The organism is Nitratireductor sp. ZSWI3 (assembly GCF_024655565.1).
Classification (GTDB): domain Bacteria; phylum Pseudomonadota; class Alphaproteobacteria; order Rhizobiales; family Rhizobiaceae; genus Nitratireductor.
Genome location: NZ_JANKOF010000098.1, coordinates 1 through 18361 on the forward strand (window position 1 = coordinate 1; position 18361 = coordinate 18361).

18 protein-coding genes are annotated in these 18361 nt (G+C 66.3%); 1 reads left to right on the plus strand and 17 read right to left on the minus strand.

Translation table 11 applies throughout. The features are described 5' to 3' along the window. The 4 genes from NUU27_RS21315 to rimP all read right to left on the minus strand — a co-directional run. On the minus strand, window positions 1-419 hold a 419-nt coding region (locus NUU27_RS21315; RefSeq protein WP_257764283.1), incomplete at its 3' end, for an IF-2-associated domain-containing protein. Beyond that, the gene (locus NUU27_RS21320; protein WP_257764306.1) at window positions 416-1051 is read right to left on the minus strand and encodes an RNA-binding protein; all 636 of its coding nucleotides are present in this window, start codon (window positions 1049-1051) and stop codon (window positions 416-418) included. The genes NUU27_RS21320 and NUU27_RS21315, both read right to left, overlap by 4 nt. 32 nt (window positions 1052-1083) lie before the next feature. Beyond that, complete coding sequence (nusA, locus tag NUU27_RS21325) at window positions 1084-2712, minus strand: transcription termination factor NusA (protein ID WP_257764285.1); 1629 nt, start codon at window positions 2710-2712, stop codon at window positions 1084-1086. A gap of 1 nt (window position 2713) precedes the next feature. Then, window positions 2714-3403: a ribosome maturation factor RimP gene (gene rimP / locus NUU27_RS21330; protein ID WP_257764287.1), complete on the minus strand. Its 690-nt coding sequence runs from the start codon at window positions 3401-3403 to the stop codon at window positions 2714-2716. A gap of 252 nt (window positions 3404-3655) precedes the next feature. On the opposite strand from rimP, the gene NUU27_RS21335 reads away from it, so the two are divergent. After that, window positions 3656-3820, plus strand: a complete 165-nt coding sequence (locus tag NUU27_RS21335; RefSeq protein WP_257764289.1) for a hypothetical protein — start codon at window positions 3656-3658, stop codon at window positions 3818-3820. A gap of 4 nt (window positions 3821-3824) precedes the next feature. On the opposite strand, the gene NUU27_RS21340 is transcribed toward NUU27_RS21335, so the two are convergent. From NUU27_RS21340 to NUU27_RS21400, 13 genes are all read right to left on the minus strand, one after another. Next, entirely contained in the window at window positions 3825-4538 is a 714-nt protein-coding gene (locus tag NUU27_RS21340; protein ID WP_257764308.1) for a tRNA (guanosine(46)-N(7))-methyltransferase TrmB, read from the minus strand. 133 nt (window positions 4539-4671) lie between these two features. Next, window positions 4672-5988, minus strand: coding sequence for a methionine adenosyltransferase (gene metK, locus NUU27_RS21345; protein WP_374567829.1), 1317 nt, complete (start codon window positions 5986-5988; stop codon window positions 4672-4674). Window positions 5989-6133: 145 nt separating this feature from the next. Further along, window positions 6134-6547 (minus strand): helix-turn-helix domain-containing protein, encoded by a 414-nt coding sequence (locus NUU27_RS21350; RefSeq protein WP_257764291.1) that lies wholly within the window; start codon window positions 6545-6547, stop codon window positions 6134-6136. Between the two features lie 132 nt (window positions 6548-6679). Beyond that, window positions 6680-8260 (minus strand): apolipoprotein N-acyltransferase, encoded by a 1581-nt coding sequence (lnt, locus tag NUU27_RS21355; protein WP_257764293.1) that lies wholly within the window; start codon window positions 8258-8260, stop codon window positions 6680-6682. Window positions 8261-8462: 202 nt separating this feature from the next. Further along, on the minus strand, window positions 8463-9524 hold the full coding sequence (locus tag NUU27_RS21360; protein WP_257764295.1) for a hemolysin family protein: 1062 nt from the start codon (window positions 9522-9524) through the stop codon (window positions 8463-8465). A 27-nt stretch (window positions 9525-9551) separates the two neighbouring features. Further along, window positions 9552-10058: an rRNA maturation RNase YbeY gene (gene ybeY, locus NUU27_RS21365; RefSeq protein WP_257764297.1), complete on the minus strand. Its 507-nt coding sequence runs from the start codon at window positions 10056-10058 to the stop codon at window positions 9552-9554. Window positions 10059-10070: 12 nt separating this feature from the next. Continuing rightward, window positions 10071-11039 (minus strand): PhoH family protein, encoded by a 969-nt coding sequence (locus tag NUU27_RS21370; protein ID WP_257764311.1) that lies wholly within the window; start codon window positions 11037-11039, stop codon window positions 10071-10073. A gap of 59 nt (window positions 11040-11098) precedes the next feature. Next, window positions 11099-12472 (minus strand): tRNA (N6-isopentenyl adenosine(37)-C2)-methylthiotransferase MiaB, encoded by a 1374-nt coding sequence (gene miaB / locus NUU27_RS21375; protein ID WP_257764312.1) that lies wholly within the window; start codon window positions 12470-12472, stop codon window positions 11099-11101. 103 nt (window positions 12473-12575) lie between these two features. After that, a complete protein-coding gene (locus NUU27_RS21380; RefSeq protein ID WP_257764299.1) occupies window positions 12576-13370 on the minus strand; it encodes a 1-acyl-sn-glycerol-3-phosphate acyltransferase in 795 nt (264 codons plus the stop codon). A 76-nt stretch (window positions 13371-13446) separates the two neighbouring features. After that, entirely contained in the window at window positions 13447-13932 is a 486-nt protein-coding gene (rimI, locus tag NUU27_RS21385; protein WP_257764301.1) for a ribosomal protein S18-alanine N-acetyltransferase, read from the minus strand. Further along, window positions 13932-14612, minus strand: coding sequence for a tRNA (adenosine(37)-N6)-threonylcarbamoyltransferase complex dimerization subunit type 1 TsaB (gene tsaB, locus NUU27_RS21390; RefSeq protein ID WP_257764303.1), 681 nt, complete (start codon window positions 14610-14612; stop codon window positions 13932-13934). The genes rimI and tsaB overlap by 1 nt, the downstream gene beginning before the upstream one ends. 49 nt (window positions 14613-14661) lie before the next feature. Continuing rightward, entirely contained in the window at window positions 14662-16854 is a 2193-nt protein-coding gene (locus tag NUU27_RS21395) for a malate synthase G (protein WP_257764304.1), read from the minus strand. A 67-nt stretch (window positions 16855-16921) separates the two neighbouring features. Further along, window positions 16922-18361 (minus strand): hydantoinase/oxoprolinase family protein (locus NUU27_RS21400; protein WP_257764305.1); only part of this gene is annotated, 1440 nt, incomplete at its 5' end.

Consider the following 18361-nt stretch of genomic DNA (forward strand, 5'->3'; position numbering starts at 1 on the left):
TCCTCGGCGCGACGCTTGGCTTCCTCGACGGCACGCTGGCGCTCCTCGGCCTCGCGGACCTTGGAGTCCTGCAGGGCGCGGCGGCGCGCGTCGAGCTCTTCCTTGGACAATTCGTTCAGCACCACGCCCGAGCGGTCGCTCGCATTGTGGCTCGGCCGGGGCCGTTCGCGGATCGGCTGCTGCGGCTGCGGCGTCACCGTCCGCGGCTTGGCAGCGGCCGGCGCCGGCGTCGGCGCGGCGGCCGGCTCGTCGGGCCGCGAGAATTTGCGTTTCTTCGTCTCGACAACGACAGACTTCGAGCGCCCATGCGAAAAATTCTGGCGCACGGTGCCCTGCTCGACGGAGGGCCGCTTCAGCGTTAGCGTCTTCTTCGGGTTGACGCTCAGCGTCTTGTCGTCACCGGTTTTCGTATCCGTCATTCCACATCCTCTGCGGTGCCTAGCGCAACCGCTTCCGGTTTTTCCGCGAAATCGCCTCGAAACGTCTCGAGCGCCATCACGCGTTTCAGCGCCGCCTTGCCCGCGTCCCGCCCAAGCACGGCAGCATGTATCACATTTGTGGCCCCCAATGCCAAACTCAATTCCTGTTCGGAGAAGAGTTTGTATGCCGGCACATCCGGTCCACCCATATGAACGACTGCGCGACGGGCCGCGGTTATCTTGCGTACGCCATCTTCAGAGGCTTCCAGCGCGTGCAGAACGGCAGATGCCTTGCCGCTGCGGACCGCAGCCTCGACCTTGGCTGCACCCAATGCCACGGCACCGGCCTTGCGCGCAAGCCCAAGCGCACCGAGCGCTGCCTTCGAGAGCAATTCGTCGACCAGACCGCCCAGATTCTCGGGCGGCTTGACGCCGGCCTTCAGCGAGCGGGCGAAGAGGTTCTTCGCCGCAGCCTTGTCGACATGGGCCCGATCAGCGGTGACCCAGCAGCCGCGCCCGGGGAGATTGCGCTTCAGATCCGGAACGACCATGCCGTCCGGTCCGGCGACGAACCTGATCAGGTTCTCCGCCGGCTGCGCCGTGCGCGTGACGATGCATGTGCGGTCGTTCATCTCGTCCACGATATCTCCCGGTCACGCCCATATCAGGCGTCCGCGCCTTCCGCTGCGTCCACGCCCTCGGCGGCTTCCTCACCGTCCTCGGCTTCCGCCTCGGCAGCCAGATCCTCTTCCGTGATCCAGCCCATCTTCAGGCGGGCGGCCACCACCATCTGCTCGGCCTCGGCGCGCGACACGTCGAAATTGGAGAAGACGCCCGGCTCGAACTTCGTCTCGCCGTCCTTGCGCTCCTTCCAGCCGACCAGATCGTCGACCGCGTAACCGGCAAAATCCTCGATGGTCTTCACGCCATCCTCGCCCACAGCCACCATCATGGCGGTCGTCATGCCGGGGATATCGCGCAGCTCGTCCGCAACGCCAAGCTCGACGCGCCTGGCGTCGTGCTCGGCCTCGATGCGCTCCAGATACTCGCGCGCACGGGCCTGGATCTCGCCGGCCGTCTCCTCGTCGAAGCCGTCGATGGAGGCGATTTCATCCGCATCCACATAGGCCACTTCCTCGACGCTAGTAAAGCCTTCGGAGGCGAGCACCTGGCCGACCATCTCGTCGACATTGAGGGCGTCCATGAACAGGGTCGAGCGCTCGGTGAATTCCTTCTGGCGGCGCTGCGATTCCTCTTCCTCGGTCAGGATGTCGATGTCCCAGCCGGTAAGCTGCGAGGCCAGGCGCACGTTCTGGCCGCGGCGGCCGATGGCCAGCGAAAGCTGGTCGTCCGGCACCACCACCTCGATGCGCTCGGCGTCCTCGTCGAGCACCACCTTGGCGACCTCGGCCGGCTGCAGCGCGTTGACGATGAAGGAGGCCGCGTTCTCGTTCCACGGGATGATGTCGATCTTCTCGCCCTGCAGCTCGCCGACCACCGCCTGGACGCGGCTGCCGCGCATGCCGACGCAGGCGCCGACCGGGTCGATCGAAGAATCGTGGCTGATGACGGCGATCTTGGCGCGCGAACCCGGGTCGCGGGCCACCGAGCGGATCTCGATGATGCCGTCATAGATCTCCGGCACTTCCATGGCGAACAGCTTGGCCATGAATTGCGGATGAGTGCGCGACAGGAAGATCTGCGGGCCGCGCTGCTCGCGCCGCACGTCATAGACATAGGCGCGCACGCGGTCGCCATATTTGAAGATCTCGCGCGGGATCAGCTCGTCGCGGCGGATGATGGCCTCGCCACGGCCGAGATCGACGATCACATTGCCGTATTCGACGCGCTTGACGGTGCCGTTGACGATCTCGCCGATGCGGTCCTTGTATTCCTCGTACTGGCGGTCGCGCTCGGCCTCGCGCACCTTCTGCACGATCACCTGCTTGGCCGACTGGGCGGCGATGCGGCCGAAGTCCATAGGCGGAAGCTGCTCGGCGATGAAATCGCCCACCTGCGCATCCGGATTGCGGGTGCGCGCCGCCTTGACGTCGATCTCGCGGGCCGGCTCCTCGACGGCTTCCACGACCTCCATCAGGCGCTGCAGCTTCATCTCGCCGGTCTGCGGATTGATGTCGGCGCGGATGTTGGTCTCCTGGCCGTAGCGCGAGCGCGCCGCCTTCTGGATGGCGTCCGCCATGGCGGCAAGGACGATCTGCTTGTCGATGGACTTCTCGCGGGCCACCGCGTCAGCGATCTGCAGAAGCTCGAGCCTGTTCGCACTGACTGCCATTTCACTCTCCTTCGGCATGGTTTCCGGGGGCTTCGTCCCGGGCCGGTTCCGTTCCATTTTCCTTTTGGGACCGCGCGGCGGCCCTTTCGCTCGCGGAAGGACGGCGGTCGCGCTTGCGCTGCCGGCGTTCCTCCTTGTCCTTCTTCAGGGCATCGCGGACCAGCTCGTCCGTCAGGACAAGCCGCGCCTCGGCGATCGCCTCGAAGGGAATGCCATAGAGGACGTCCTCGTCCTCCTTGGTCTCGGCCGTTTCCGGCTCGATGGTCACCGTCTCGTCGTCGCATTCGACGACGAAGCCGCGAAACCGCTTGCGCCCTTCCAGAAGCACCGCGGTCTCGATCTTCACGAGATGCCCGGCGGCAGCGACGAAATCCGACTTGCGGACCAGCGGCCGATCGATGCCGGGCGAGGAGACCTCGAGCTGATAGGCCGTGTCGATGGGGTCCTCGACGTCGAGCGCCGGCGACAGGGCGCGGCTGACTTCCTCGCAGTCCTCGACCGTCATCGTTCCATCCGGGCGCTCGGCCATGACCTGCAGCGTCGCGCCGTCCTGCGCGGTCATGCGCACGCGAACGAGGCGGTAGCCGATCGCACCGAGCACCGGAGCGACGATCGCGGCCACGCGCGCCTCGATTCCGCTCTCGCGGATGAGCCGGTCGTCGCCGATCCTGCCGCCTGAAACTGCCGTCATCAAACCTCCGAGCGGCCGCCTTTTAACAAAAAAGAGCGGGACCGGCGGGACCCACTCTCCGTCATAGCGACCAAGAATTTGCATGGGATATAGCCGAGGGAGGCGCTCATTTCAAGAGGCAGGGCGGCGGGCGGGCGCCATGGCGGTCGTTTTGCAGCGCACAAATGCATGGCAGCCCTGTCGATTCCACACTTCTTATGTCGCCCCCGACACATTATTTATGCTGCAACGCACAATCACAGGAACGAGACCATGTCTGCACGCAAGTTCATCTCGGGTATCGGAGAATTCTTCGGCGTCATCGAAAGCGCCGTGGCCGTTTCCGCCGCGGTGCGCGACCGTCGCCGCGCCAAGGACACCGACCTCCGCCGGCTCGGCATCGATCCGGAGCAGTTCTACCAGACGCGCCGGTACTGAGGCTTCATGCGCCCTGCCCGCGGCGGAAGGTCAGGTAGGCGGGCTTGCGGCCTTCGCGCATCGCCTTTGCCTCATAGCGGGTTCCGGGCCAGCCCGGATAGGGCGTCTGCCAGTCTGCCGCGCTGGCGGCCAGCCATTCGAAGGCCGGATGGGCGCGGCAATGCAGCAGCGTCCAGTTGACATAGGTGTCTATGTCGGAGGCGAAGCGGAACAGTCCGCCGGGCCTCAGGGCGCGCGCAAAGCGGTCGAGATTGACGCGGCTCACGAAGCGCCGCTTCCAGTGACGCTTCTTCGGCCAGGGGTCGGGGTAGAGCAGATCGATTCCTGCGAGGGAAGCCGGCGGCAGCCAGTCGAGCAATGCGGTCGCGTCATCGTTGTAGACACGCAGGTTTCCCGGCACCACTCCACTCTCTTCCACCGCCGCCGCGAGCTTGGCCATGCCGTTGACGAACGGCTCGACGCCGATGAAGCCGATCTCCGGATGGCGGCGCACCTCGTTCATCAGGTGCTCTCCGCCGCCGAAGCCGATCTCCAGGTGCACGGCGGTGACCTCGGCGCGAAAAAGCGTCGGCAGAATCTGCGGGGCAGGCTGCGAAAGATCGATCAGGGCCTCGTCGAGAAACGACTGCAGCGCGGCTCCCTGCCTGGGGCGCAGCGTCTTGCCGTGACGGCGACCGAAGAAGGCTTCCGTCGCCCGCTTACGCCGCTCTTCCGTCATCTCGATTTCCCAGCGTGCGGGGGCTGCCATGCCATCTGCCGGCATGATGCCGCCCTGTCCGTTCCAGTATAAGCACCGGACGGGATCAGATCCCGCCCTTTTTCTTCAATCCGCGTCCGCCGACCGGGGCCGATCACGCCGCTTTCGCAACGGCCAGCTTCAGCGCCTTGATCAGATCGGTCCGCTCCCAGGAGAAGGAGCCGTCGCGACCGGCCTTGCGGCCGAAATGGCCATAGGCCGCCGTCTTGGCATAGATCGGGCGGTTCAGGTCGAGATGGCGGCGGATGCCGCTCGGCGACAGATCCATCACCTGGCGGATGGCGTCCTCGACCTCTTCCTCCGAAAGGCGGCCGGTGCCGTGCAGGTCGACATAGACCGACAGCGGCTGCGCCACGCCGATGGCATAGGAGAGTTGGATGGTGCAGCGGTCGGCGAGATTGGCCGCCACGACATTCTTGGCGAGATAGCGCGCCGCATAGGCGGCCGAGCGATCGACCTTCGTGGTGTCCTTGCCGGAAAAGGCGCCGCCGCCATGCGGCGCCGCCCCGCCATAGGTGTCGACGATGATCTTGCGGCCCGTCAGGCCCGCATCGCCGTCGGGACCGCCGATGACGAACTTGCCGGTCGGGTTGATATACCAGTTGCAGTTCGCCGCAACTGAAATGCCGCCGGACGACAGCGCTTCCATGATGTAGGGCTCGACGACCTCACGCACCTTCCTGCTGTCCCAGCTTTCATCGAGATGCTGGGTGGACAGGACGATCTCCGTCACTTCGGTCGGCCTGCCGTCGACATAGCGGACCGTGACCTGCGCCTTGGCGTCCGGTCCGAGCCGGGCGACCTCGCCCTTGCCTTCCTTGCGCGCATCGGCAAGCAACTGCAGGATCTTGTGCGCGTAATAGATCGGAGCCGGCATCAGGTCCGGCGTCTCGCGGCAGGCGTAGCCGAACATGATGCCCTGGTCGCCCGCGCCTTCCTCTCCCTGCCGGTCGGCGGCGTTGTCGACGCCCTGGCCGATGTCCGGCGACTGGGCGTGCAGGAGAACGTCGATCTTTGCCGTCTTCCAATGGAAGCCGTCCTGTTCATAGCCGATCGAGCGGATCGCGCGGCGGGCCGCCGACCGGAACCGCGACGGATTGACCACCACATGGCCCCTGGCGTCGGTGACCACGTTGCCTTCCTTGTCGTGCTTCAGCAGGGAATCGGGAACACGGACTTCGCCGGCGATCACGACACGATTGGTGGTGGCCAGCGTCTCGCAGGCGACGCGCACTTTCCACGGGTCCATGCCGGATTTCTTGGCTTCCCGATAGACCAGATCGACGATCTCGTCGGAAATGCGGTCGCACACCTTGTCCGGGTGGCCTTCGGAAACGGATTCACTTGTAAAGAGGTAGGTCTTTCGCGCCACGGGTGTCCCCTCTGAGAAGAAGCCGACCAGTATCGGCAACAGGCGCTCCCTGTTAGCCAAGCTCGGTGGGGGAGGTCAAGCGCACATCGTCCGCGAACGGCCCAAAACGTGGGGCGCGCAACCGCCCGCCCCGCGTCCTGGCTTTGCCCAGCACCGCAATCGGAGTGCTGACAGGTGGGAAATCTCAGTCCTGACTTTCGGCAGCCAGCGCCTTGACCAGATCGATGATCCTGCGGCGAACCTTTGGATCGCCGACCTTCACGAAGGCCCGGTTGAGTTGAATGCCTTCGCTGCTGTTCAGGAAATCGACGACATAGGCGGCGCCTTCTTCGGCCATGCCCGGCGCCGACTCTGTGTCTTCTCCCGGCGCGCCCTCGAAGAAGAACGAAACGGGGGCACTGAGGACCGAAGCGATCGCCTGCAGCCGGCTGGCGCCGACGCGGTTGGTGCCCTTCTCGTACTTCTGGATCTGCTGAAAGGTGATTCCCAGGCTTTCGCCCAGTTTTTCCTGGCTCATGCCCAGCATGTTTCTGCGTAGTCTGATCCGACCGCCAACGTGGATATCGATCGGATTCGGTTTCTTCTTATTCTTGTTCATATATTCCCTCGCCATCCGGCACGGGGTTGCCATTGACCGACCCACCAGAAGCTTCGCCTGAGCCCCAAGCTTGACATATGGAGCCTCCAGAGTAGTCGGCTTACACACTATGCGTACCCCGACGGCGCTGTGTCAATTCAGTCTCCGACGCGGAGCGATCCTCCCGATTAGGGCCACCAGCCCGAAACTCAACGCAACAAAGGGTCCGTTGGTTCCCGCCCCGGCGAAAGAAAATTTGTCGGCCCGCCCAAGGGGCACCTTCACGTCGAGGGCCCCGACAGCGTCGAGATCGAAGGCATCGATGACCCGCCCATAGGAATCAACCACTGCCGATATGCCGTTATTGGCGGCGCGCACCAGCGGAAGCCCCGTTTCGACCGCTCTCACCTGCGCCTGGCGGAAGTGCTGATAAGGCCCCGGCGTCAGACCGAACCACGCGTCGTTGGTCAGGTTCAGCAACAGATCGGCCCGCTCGGATGCGCCGTCGACAATCCCCGGAAAAATAATTTCATAGCAAACAAATGGTAACACCCGGACACCATTTGCGAGGGAAATGGCGTGGCGCGACGCGCCCTTGCTGAACGGTCCGACCGATTGGACGATCCGGCCGAGCCCGAGCCGGCCCAGCGCCTCTGCGAAAGGCACATATTCGCCGAAAGGCACGAGGTGCACCTTGTCCACCGCGTCCACGATCGCGCCATCCGGTCCGACCGCGATCACCGAGTTGTAGTAGCGTTCGGTGCCGGCTTCGCCCCCCTCCACGCGCACCGCACCGGCCAGCAGCATTTGCCCATCGGCAAGCAATCTGCCCAGTTCGGCCAGCGCGTCGGGCCGATCGGAGAAGAAGAAGGGCACCGCCGTTTCCGGCCAGACGATGAGGTCGGGCGGCGTCTCCCCTTGGGAAACGGGCGCCGACGAAAGATCGACCAATAGCCTGAAGATGCGGTTCTGCTCGGCGACGTCCCACTTCTCATCCTGCAGGATGGACGGCTGGACGATGCGCACGGACATTGTTTTGCCGACTTCCGGAATTTGCGAAAGACGAAGGTAGCCATAGCCGAGATGCAACCCTATGCACACCGCGGCGATGCCGGTGCCCACCGCGAGCCCCCGCCGCGTGCCGATCAGCGCAGGCGTCGAAAACACCAGCACGGCCAGGGTGTTCATCCCGTCTAAGCCAAAAATATTAGCCGACTGCATCGAGAGTACAGTCGGCATGGCCGAATAGCCTATCGCATTCCACGGAAATCCGGTCAGGATATTCGCCCTAAGCCATTCGGCCAGGCCGAAGCCGAAGGCCAGGGCCAGCAGCCGCAACACTCCGTCCGACCAAAACAGGCGCGCCAAAAAGGAAGCAAACCCGTAGAAGATCGCCAGAAACGCCGGAAGACCAATCGCTGCGAAAGGCAAAGCCCAAGCAAAGTTTTCCGCGTCGACCAGCAAAGCGTTGCCGATCCACCAGAGACCGAAGAGGAAATATCCGAAGCCGAACCACCAGCCGGTCGCGAAGGCCGGCCAGTGACGGGCGAGGAAGCCGCGCCCTTCGCCGTCCGCGCCGTCGAGCAGCCAGACGAGAACGGGAAAGGCGACGAAGCAGGCGGCGAAGAAATCAAAGGGCGGCTGGGCGAGCGCCGCGCCGATCCCGGCCGAAAACCCGAGCAGGGCCCGCCGCCACCCACTCAGCAAGATCACCCGTCCGGCAAGGTCTTCCATCCACACGTCCGCCCAGCACGAATCAGCCAGGAGTCAGTATCAGCACAATGCGACGCGATAAAACCCACGATCGCTCCGCCGGCCCGGAAAGGCGTCGCCCTGCAGCGTCGTGCGTCCATTCGGACGCACAAAGGACGCTGTAAGTTCTTGTCTCTGCGCATCATGCTTTCCGAAAATCGATACCGATTTTCGGGCCGATGCGCTACTGCTCCTCGGACGGCTTGGAGACGACGCGCCGACGGCGTTCGGCGGCACGCGTGTGGACGATGCGCACCCGCTTGACGCGGCGCGGGTCGGCGTCGAGCACCTGGAACTCGAAGCCTGGTATGGCCTGGACGACCTCGCCGCGCGCCGGAACCCTGCCCAGCGTGTTGAAGATCACGCCACCGATCGTGTCGACATCCTCGGTGTGCTCCTCGGCGTGGAACGCCTCGCCGATCACGGCGGCCACGTCCTCGATCTCGGCCTTGCCGTCAACCACGAAGATGCCGTCGCCCGTCTGCTCGATCATCGGGGCGGCATCGTCGTCGTGCTCGTCCTCGATGTCGCCGACCACCATCTCGACGATGTCCTCGAGCGAGACGAGACCGTCCGTCCCGCCATATTCGTCGATGACCAGCGCCATCTGGGTGCGCGACGCCTGCATCCGCGCCATCAGATCCGATGCCAGCATGGACGGCGGAACGAAGAGCAGCGGGCGCATCAGGTTGAGCTCGCCGATGGTGCAGGCCAGATCCACCTTGCTGAGGTCGATGGCCTGAGCCTCGGCCGTCTTGCGGCTGCCACGCGCGCGCTTCGGCCGGGCAGCGGTGATCAGATGCCCCACCACGTCGCGGATGTGCACCATGCCGCGCGGATCGTCGAGCGTCTCGCCATAGACCGGCATGCGCGAGTGGCCGGATTTCTCGAAGGCGTTGAGGAGATCGCCGAGCGTCGTCGACAGTTCCACCGCCTCGATGTCGGCGCGCGGCACCATCACGTCCTCGACGCGCAGCTCGCGCAGCCGCAGGATGTTGTTGAGCATGGCCCGCTCGCCCGGCGAGAAAGCGGCAGCGTCGTGAGCGTGTTGCGAAAGTGCATCGGCAAGATCGTCGCGCAGCGACGATCCGTTGCGCAAACCCAGCGCCGCCATCAACCTCTCCCGGAGGGACTGGCGCCCGTTGCCCGCGCGATGTCTGGATCTACTCGATCCCTCGTCTCCCTCCTCGGGAGAATGTGCTTCGCCGCTAGGCTCCCCGGCAGCGATCATCGTGTTTTCTGTCATGGCCCTATGGTCAATTGCACCCTTCAGTTAGGCATACGGATCGCCAATCGCAAGGCTGGCGAGAATCTTGCGCTCCAGCGCTTCCATCTCCTCGGCTTCCTCGTCGTTTTCATGATCATACCCCAAAAGATGCAGGAATCCGTGAACGATGAGATGCGTCAGATGATCTTCGAAGCTTTTCGCCTCCGCCTCCGCCTCGCGCCGCACGGTGTCGTGGGCGATGATGATGTCGCCGAGCGGCGGCAGGTCCGGGCTCGCGACCGGTGGCGGGGCGGCCGGAAATGACAGCACGTTGGTCGGCTTGTCCTTGCCGCGCCACTGCCTGTTGAGCACCCGTATTTCGGCGTCGTCGGTGAAGAGCAGGCTGACGGGGCCGATCCCGTCCGGGTCCGTCCCGCTTTCGACCAGCGCGGCCTGAAGCGCCTTCTCCGCAAGGGCGCCGAGCACCTGCTCGTCCGGCCAGCCACCCGCCTCGATCGCCAGATCAAAGACCGCTTGCGGCGGTGCGCCGCCTTCTGTGCGGGTGTGGCTCATGGTTTCCGCGGATCAGCCCTGCGCCTTGCGGTCGTAGGCCTTGACGATCGCCGCCACCAGCGGATGGCGCACCACGTCCTTCTCGTCGAAGCGGACGGTGACGATGCCGGGAACGTCGGCCAGCACCTCCAGCGCCTCGACCAGGCCCGATCTGGTGTTCGGCGGCAGGTCGATCTGGCTGGGATCGCCGGTGACGATCATGCGCGCATTCTCGCCGAGACGCGTCAGGAACATCTTCATCTGCATCGGCGTCGTGTTCTGCGCTTCATCCAGGATGACGACGGAGTTGGCCAGCGTGCGGCCGCGCATGAAGGCGAGCGGGGCGATCTCGATGACGTCGGCGGTGAGCGCCCGTTCCACCTTGTCGGCGGGCATCATGTCGTAGAGCGCGTCGTAGAGCGGGCGCAGATAAGGATCGACCTTCTCGCGCATGTCGCCCGGCAGAAAGCCCAGGCGCTCGCCCGCTTCCACGGCCGGACGCGACAGGATGATGCGGTCGACCGCGCCGCGTTCCAGCAGCATTGCCGCATAGGCGACCGCCAGGAAGGTCTTGCCGGTGCCTGCCGGGCCGATGCCGAAGACGAGCTCGGAGCGCTCTAGCGCCCGCATATAGGCGTCCTGGTTGGCGGAGCGGGCGTGGACCGTCCGCTTGCGGGTGGAGATCTGCGCCGCGGCGATTCTCCCCTTGCCCTCCATCGTCGGCAGGACGAGCTGATCGTCGGCGGCGATGGCGAGCCGCACCGCACCGTCGACGTCGGACGCCGCGATCTCGGCGCCGCTCTGGACCATCTCGTAGAGATAGTCGAGCGCGCGGCGCGCCTGCGCCGCGGCCGCGCTGTCGCCTCGCACGGAAAGCTGGTTGCCCTTGGAGCGGATGTCGACGCCGAGCTTCTGCTCGATCCGCGCGAGGTTTTCGTCGAAAGGCCCGTAAAGGGCACTGGCCAGCTTGTTGTTATCGAAGGTGAGCACGATGTGTGCCATGTCCGAAGCCCCGGAGGGCAGGTTCTTCAACTCAGTGCTGGCGGTCAAGCGCCTCTCCTTCACGACACCGGTTCGGAAAACAGGCTGTTGGTTCCCGCTTCCTTGATTCGAACACTGACAATGTCACCGATTTCGCCGGCTTTTTCATCAACAATCACCGGCTGCAGCCAAGGCGAGCGGCCGACCCGCTGGCCGGCCTGGCGGCCCGGCTTCTCGAGCAGCACGTCCATCGTCCTGCCGACGAGGGCTGCAGCGAAGGCGCGCTGCTGTTCGGTGAGAAGCGCCTGCAACGCCTGCAGGCGCTCGTCCTTCACGCCTTCGGGCACCTGGTCGTCGAGATCGGCACCGGGCGTGCCCGGACGCGGCGAATATTTGAACGAGAAGGCCTGCGCATAGGTGACGTCGCGAACGAGCCGCATGGTCTCCTCGAAATCTGCATCCGTCTCGCCGGGAAAGCCGACGATGAAATCGCCGGACATGGCGATATCGGGCCGGGCCTTGCGGATGCGATCGATCAGGCGGCGGTAGTCGTCGCCCGTGTGCTTGCGGTTCATCGCCTTCAGGATGCGGTCGGAGCCCGCCTGTACCGGCAGGTGCAGATAGGGCATCAGCTTGTCGAGATCGCGATGGGCGGCGATCAGCGCGTCGTCCATGTCGCGCGGATGGCTCGTCGTGTAGCGCAGGCGGCCGAGGCCCGGAATTTCGGCGAGCCGGAACAGAAGCTCGCCAAGCCCCCATTCGCGGCCATCCGCACCCTCGCCATGCCAGGCGTTGACGTTCTGGCCGAGCAGCGTCACTTCCCGAACGCCGGCGGCGGCGAGGCGCTCGGCTTCGGCGACGATCTGCGCCACGGGGCGCGAGACTTCCGCGCCGCGCGTATAGGGCACCACGCAGAAGGTGCAGAACTTGTCGCACCCTTCCTGCACCGTGAGGAAGGCGGTGACGCCGCGGCTGCGCACGGCCTTCTTCTGCGGCGCCGGCAGATGCTCGAACTTGTCTTCGATGGCGTAGTCGGTCTCGACGATCTTCTCGCCGCCGAGCGCCCGTCTCACCACCGCCGGCAGGCGGTGGTAGGTCTGCGGGCCGATGACGAGATCCACGGCCGGGGCGCGGCGCAGGATCTCGCGCCCTTCGGCCTGGGCGACGCAGCCGGCGACGCCGACGACCGTCTCGCGCCCGTCGCGGCCCCGCTCTTCCTTGAGCTGGCGGATGCGGCCAAGCTCGGAATAGACTTTTTCGGCGGCCTTCTCGCGAATGTGACAGGTGTTGAGCAGGACGAGATCGGCCTCCTCGATCCGGTCGGTCGGCGCATAGCCGTCAGCGGCCAGCGCATCGGACATGCGCTGCGAATCGTAGACATTCATCTGGCAGCCGTAGGTTTTCACGAAAACCTTCTTGCCCTCCGGCCGCGCTGCGTGCGCTGCTTCGAGCATCTGTTCGGCGCCAAGTTCCGGCGTAACGTTTTCTTCCATGCCGGTTTCCTAACGTTTTTGCGTGTCAAAAAACAGACGATTCTTTGTCTGAGCGAAATGGTGATCAGGATTTGTCGTCGCGCAGCGTCGCCACGAGCATCGCGCGCACCTGCGCCTCGGCCGCCCGCGCCACGGCCTTGCGGTCGCCCTTGGCGGGAAACGGGATCGGCTCGCCATATTGCACCACCACGTCGACGGGGCGCGCCGCAAGCACGGTCCTCAGATGCGGCACCAGATCCATGTCGCCGATCCAGGCGATCTCGGCCCGCTCGCGCCGACCGAGCCTCAACCCGCCCTTGTGGGTGTAGGCGATCGCGGCCGGTTGAACGGTGACGCAGCCCGCCCTGTTGCCGGCGAGCGCCAACTGCGCCGCGCTGAAGAGCGTGCTGTTGAAGGGCAGGAGGCGGTTGCCGTCACCCGTCGTCCCTTCGGCGAACAGCACCATGGGGTCGCCGTCCGCCAGTCGCTCGGCGATCTCGCGCGCCTGCTCGGGCGAGGCGCGACGGCGGTCCCGCTCGACAAAGACGGAGCGCTGCTGGCGCGCGAAGGTGCCGAGCACCGGCCAGTGCCGCATCTCGGCCTTGGCGATGAAATGCACGCCGTCGAGAGAGCCAAGGACAAGGATGTCCAGCCAGGAGACATGGTTGGCGGCGATCATCAAGGGCCGCTCGCGGACCGCCGTGCCCTTGACGCGCACACGCACGCCCAGAACGCGCAGCGTCAGCTGATGCCAGAGCCGGGGAATGCGCCGGTCGCTCATCACGCGGGTGCGCAGCGCGACCTCCTGCACCACCAGCAGCGGCAGCGTGTAGAGAGCGACGATCAGGATCGCGGCGGCAAGACGAAAGGTGTTGAACATTGGCTGGCCTGGCCTTTCCGGTCGGCCGGTTCCCTGCAGCCTGCGGGACAACCGGCGCGCCGTGAGAGGACGCCCTCTATCGAAGGTCGCGCCGCATGACAAGCGCTCCGCTGCGCTGACCAGCGGCGTCGCGGTAATAGTCCGGGCGCCCGCCGACCTGCCGGAACCCCAGGCGGCGGTAAAGGGCGATGGCGGGAACGTTGTTCTCCTCCACTTCCAGGAACAGGGCGGCCGCCCGATCGGCATGCAGGCGGCGCAGCACCGCGTCCATCAACTGACGCCCCAGGCCCAGCCGGCGCTGATTGCGGGCAACCGCGATGGTGAGGATCTCCCCCTCATCCGCCGCCTGGCGCGCCAGCACGAACCCGACGGGCGTGCCGGGCCGCCTGCCGGGCGACAGCGTGGCAAAGCCGAACACCGTGGACTGCGAGAGCAGCGCCTCGAACTCCGCGTCGCTCCAGGGACGTGCGAAATCCTCGGCGTGCAGATCCGCCAGAGCCAGGCTGTCGGCAATCTCGAGCGGGCGCACCGCATAGTCCGGGCGTCTGGAGAAAAGCGCCATCAGTCCCCCTTGCGCGGCAGCGCGAAATTCCGCTGCGGGGCCGCTTCCGGCGCGCGCAGGTAAAGGGGTTTCGGCTTTTCCGGGCCTGGGCCCTTCGCCGCGGCCAATCCGGCATAGGTGGCGATGTCGGCGGTCGCCGCAGCAGGCCCCGTCTTCAGATCCTCGCCGGCCGCCTCGGCGACCAGTCGCGCGGCACTGCCGCAGAGCAAAGGCCGCTCCTTCGCCGCCCACTCTGCCAAGGCCGCCACCGGAAGGCTCACCGGCTCGAGCAGCACGCCGCCGCCGGCGTCATACGCGGCGGCAAACAGATGCTCCGGGCGCTGGCCGAGCACCACCAGGACCGGCGTGCCGGGAAAGGCCGCGCGCGCCTCGGCGGCCAGGCCCTCCAGCGTGCTGACGCCGATGGCCGGGATGCCGAGCGCCAATGCCAGCCCGCGGGCGGCGGCAACGCCGACCCGCACGCCGGTGAAAGAGCCGGGGCCGACCGAGACGGCGATCGCCTCCAGCGCGTCATAGCCGAGGCCCGCTTCGCCGAGCGCTCCGTCGATCACCGCCATCACATGCTCCGCATGCCCCTTGCCGAGCTCGAGCACGGTGCGGCCCAGCTCAGCTTGCGCTTCGCTGTCGAAAACACAGGCCGCGCAGAGACCGGCCGCAGTGTCGATGGCGAGAAGTCTCATGACCTATCGACCCGCAAACGCGGGGGCCGGCGATTGCGCACTTCCTTTTTCAAGCCGTTGCGGTCGCGGCATTGGCCCTGTCCCGTGCCTTCAGCTCGAGCCGGCGCGCATGCAGGACCGGCTCGGTGTAACCGTTGGGCTGCTGGCGGCCCTTCAGCACCAGATCGCAAGCCGCCTGGAAGGCGATGGACTCACCGAAATCCGGCGCCATCGGACGATAGAGCGGATCGCCGGCATTCTGCCGGTCGACCACCGCCGCCATGCGCCTCATCGTCTCCATCACCTGCGCTTCGGTGACGACGCCATGATGGAGCCAGTTGGCGATGTGCTGCGAGGAGATGCGCAGCGTCGCGCGGTCCTCCATCAGGCCGACATCGTTGATGTCCGGCACCTTGGAGCAGCCGACGCCCTGGTCGATCCAGCGCACCACATAGCCCAGAATGCCCTGCGCGTTGTTGTCCAGTTCCTTCTGGATCTCCTCCGGCGTCCAGTTGGGCCGCACGGCCACCGGCACCGAGAGGATGTCCGCAAGCTGCGCGCGCGGGCGGCTCTTGAGGGCCGCCTGCACGGCATGCACATCCACCTTGTGATAGTGGGTGGCGTGCAGCGTGGCGGCGGTCGGCGAAGGCACCCAGGCGGTGTTGGCGCCGGCCTTCGGATGGCCGATCTTCTGCTCCAGCATGGCGGCCATCATGTCGGGCATGGCCCACATGCCCTTGCCGATCTGCGCATGGCCGGACAGGCCGCATTCGAGGCCGATGTCGACGTTCCAGTTCTCATAGGCGGAAATCCAGGCGGCCTGCTTCATGTCGCCCTTGCGGATCATGGGGCCCGCTTCCATGGAGGTGTGGATCTCGTCGCCCGTGCGGTCGAGGAAGCCGGTGTTGATGAAGACCACGCGCTCCCTGGCGGCGCGGATGCACTCCTTGAGATTGATCGTGGTGCGCCGCTCCTCGTCCATGATGCCCATCTTCATGGTGTTGGGCGCCATGCCGAGCGCCTCTTCGACGCGCGAGAAGAGCTCGACGGCAAAGGCCACCTCTTCCGGTCCGTGCATCTTCGGCTTCACCACATACATGGAGCCTGCGCGGCTGTTGGCGCGCCGACCGTTCGGCCCGACATCGTGCAGCGCGATCAGCGCGGTGAACATCGCGTCCATGATGCCTTCCGGCACCTCGTGGCCGTCGGCGTCGAGAATGGCCGGGTTGGTCATCAGATGGCCGACATTGCGCACCAGCATCAGCGAACGGCCCGGTAACACCAGCTCGCCACCCTTTGCAGCGGTGTAGACGCGGTCGGGGTTGAGCCGGCGGGTAAAGGTCTTGCCGCTCTTGGTGACCTCCTCGGCGAGATCGCCCTTCATCAGGCCGAGCCAGTTGCGGTAGACGGCGACCTTGTCCTCGGCATCGACCGCGGCGACGGAATCCTCGCAGTCCTGGATGGTGGTCAGGGCCGATTCCAGCACCACATCGGCGATGCCGGCCTTGTCCGTCCCGCCGATCGGATGATCGCGGTCGACGACGATCTCCGCGTGGAGCCCGTTGGTGACGAGCAGGATCGCGGACGGTGCGGAAGGATCGCCCCGGTAGCCTGCGAATTGCGTGCCGTCGGCAAGATGCGCCCTGCCATCGGCGATCGCGACGGTCAGCCCGCCATCGGCAACGGAGAGGCCCGTTGCCTCGCTCCACGAAGCGCCGTCCAGCGGCGCGCTCTCATCGAGGAAGGCACGCGCCCAGGCGATCACCTTCTCGCCGCGCTTCGGGTTGTAGCCCTTGCCCTTTTCCGCGCCATCATCCTCGGAGATCGCATCGGTGCCGTAGAGCGCGTCGTAGAGCGAGCCCCAGCGCGCGTTGGCTGCGTTCAGCGCGTAGCGCGCATTCATCACCGGGACGACGAGCTGCGGACCGGCGACCGTCGATATCTCGGGATCGACGTCCCCGGTGGTCACGCGAAACTCCCCGCCCTCGGGGAGGAGGTAGCCGATCTCGCGCAGGAAGGCCTGATAGGCGTCCTGATCGACCGGCGCGCCGTTCTCACGATACCAGGCGTCGATCTTCTCCTGCATCTCGTCGCGCTTCTTCAGCAGCGCGCGGTTCTTCGGCGCCATGTCATGGACGATCCCGGCCAGGGCCGCGAAGAAGCGGTCGGCATCGATGCCGGTTCCCGGCAGAGCCTCGTTGACGGCGAAATCGCGCAGCTCTTCCGCAATACCCAATCCGTGAAGCTCGACGCGATTTGTCATTTGGACGACACTCCTCTTCCCGCATGTCAAATTGGTGGAATGCTTTCACCACGCCCGGCGCATCGGGTCAATTCGTCTGTTGGCCTAGAACCGGATGAGGAAAAGCGTGAAGCGGTTTTCCGCCCGCATCCCGCTCCAACTTCCGGAAGCGATCGCGATGCAGCGCCACGCGGGGGCGGCCGGAGGCCTCCGCGATCACGAACGCCTCCACGAAACTGCGCTGCCCGTCCACCTCGACGGCCCGCACGTCGCGCCGGATCCGGAGTTCCGCGCCATCCGCCCCCGCCTCGGCCGCTCTGGCGCCGATCTCGCCGCGCAGCACGCCCTCGGCAAAGGACAGCGCCTCCTCCTCGTCAATGAAGTCGCGCGTCGTCTCCGCGACGCTGACCCGGTACAGGCCCTCGTTCGGCTGGCCGATATGCGCTTCGCCGCGCACGCGCACCTGGCCCACCACCGCGCCGATGGCATTGGCCACGTCCGCGTGGTCAGGCAGCACGCAAGCCTGCCCGAGCAGCGCGTCGAACCCCGCATAATGGAGCCGCGCCGAGGCGCCGAGGCCGATCACCGGACGGTCGAGCCCGATGCTCAGGCGCGCCAGGCGGCCGTCGCCATCGAGGGCGCGGCAAACCAGGGGATGAACCGCGAGCGCCGCGCCATCGAGCCCATCCTCGCTGAGCGCCGTTTCGAGCAGCGCCTCGGCCGAGCGGCGCGTCAGCCGCGCCAGGACACGGGCGCTGATCTCCTCGGCGGACGCGGCCAGCGGTTCCCCGTTGCCGTCGCGCCGGCGTGCGAACAACGCTGCACCGAGGCGGGCGGCTTCAGCGTTCCAACCGGTCTGGCGGCCCAGCACATGGGCCGCGTCGGAGGGCGTGAAGCCCGCCAGAAGCGCCAAACCGCGCGAGACCAGGCGCCGCAGCGTGGCGAGCTGCGCGTTGCTCGCCAGCAGGCTCTCGAGCGGCTGCGGCTGCTGCCCGAGCCGCTCGTAGAGCGCGCGCTCGCCGGCCGAGAGCCCCGCCGCATGATGCTCCGGCACACCGCTCAGGCAAGCGAACCGCCCGTCGTGACGATTGGCGAGGGACCTGCCGAACTGCTTGCCGAGCGCCTCGAGCACGGGCTCGCCGTGGAGATGCGCGGCCAGCGACAGGGGGACGAGACGGCGCGGCCCGAGCAGGATGCGCGGATGCAGCACGCCCTCCTCCAGCGCCACCTCCGAATCGCCGCCGAGGCCGAAGGTGCGCATGGCGACCGCCTCCACCATGGTGCGATGCCCGCCGACATTGGCGCCCTCCGGGTCGATGCGCGGATAGCCGTCCTGCAGCACGGCGACATCGGTCGTCGTCCCACCGATGTCGGAAACCAGGGCATCGTCCATTCCGGTCAGGTGCCGCGCGCCGACGAGGCTCGCCGCCGGCCCCGACAGGATCGTCTCGATGGGGCGGGCGCGCGCAAAGGCGGCGGAGACCAGCGCCCCGTCGCCGCGCACCACCATCAGCGGCGCGGCGATGCC

Coding starts and splice junctions, on each gene's coding strand:
- rimP (WP_257764287.1), bottom strand. CDS start 3,403: ATGACGGCAGTTTCAGGCGGCAGGATCGGCGACGACCGGCTCATCCGC.
- ybeY (WP_257764297.1), bottom strand. CDS start 10,058: ATGAGCCACACCCGCACAGAAGGCGGCGCACCGCCGCAAGCGGTCTTT.
- rimI (WP_257764301.1), bottom strand. CDS start 13,932: ATGGCGCTTTTCTCCAGACGCCCGGACTATGCGGTGCGCCCGCTCGAG.
- NUU27_RS21395 (WP_257764304.1), bottom strand. CDS start 16,854: ATGACAAATCGCGTCGAGCTTCACGGATTGGGTATTGCGGAAGAGCTG.
- lnt (WP_257764293.1), bottom strand. CDS start 8,260: ATGGAAGACCTTGCCGGACGGGTGATCTTGCTGAGTGGGTGGCGGCGG.
- miaB (WP_257764312.1), bottom strand. CDS start 12,472: ATGCTCGAAGCAGCGCACGCAGCGCGGCCGGAGGGCAAGAAGGTTTTC.
- NUU27_RS21370 (WP_257764311.1), bottom strand. CDS start 11,039: ATGGCACACATCGTGCTCACCTTCGATAACAACAAGCTGGCCAGTGCC.
- NUU27_RS21360 (WP_257764295.1), bottom strand. CDS start 9,524: ATGACAGAAAACACGATGATCGCTGCCGGGGAGCCTAGCGGCGAAGCA.
- tsaB (WP_257764303.1), bottom strand. CDS start 14,612: ATGAGACTTCTCGCCATCGACACTGCGGCCGGTCTCTGCGCGGCCTGT.
- NUU27_RS21320 (WP_257764306.1), bottom strand. CDS start 1,051: ATGAACGACCGCACATGCATCGTCACGCGCACGGCGCAGCCGGCGGAG.
- NUU27_RS21350 (WP_257764291.1), bottom strand. CDS start 6,547: ATGAACAAGAATAAGAAGAAACCGAATCCGATCGATATCCACGTTGGC.
- NUU27_RS21335 (WP_257764289.1), top strand. CDS start 3,656: ATGTCTGCACGCAAGTTCATCTCGGGTATCGGAGAATTCTTCGGCGTC.
- NUU27_RS21380 (WP_257764299.1), bottom strand. CDS start 13,370: ATGTTCAACACCTTTCGTCTTGCCGCCGCGATCCTGATCGTCGCTCTC.
- NUU27_RS21340 (WP_257764308.1), bottom strand. CDS start 4,538: ATGACGGAAGAGCGGCGTAAGCGGGCGACGGAAGCCTTCTTCGGTCGC.
- nusA (WP_257764285.1), bottom strand. CDS start 2,712: ATGGCAGTCAGTGCGAACAGGCTCGAGCTTCTGCAGATCGCTGACGCG.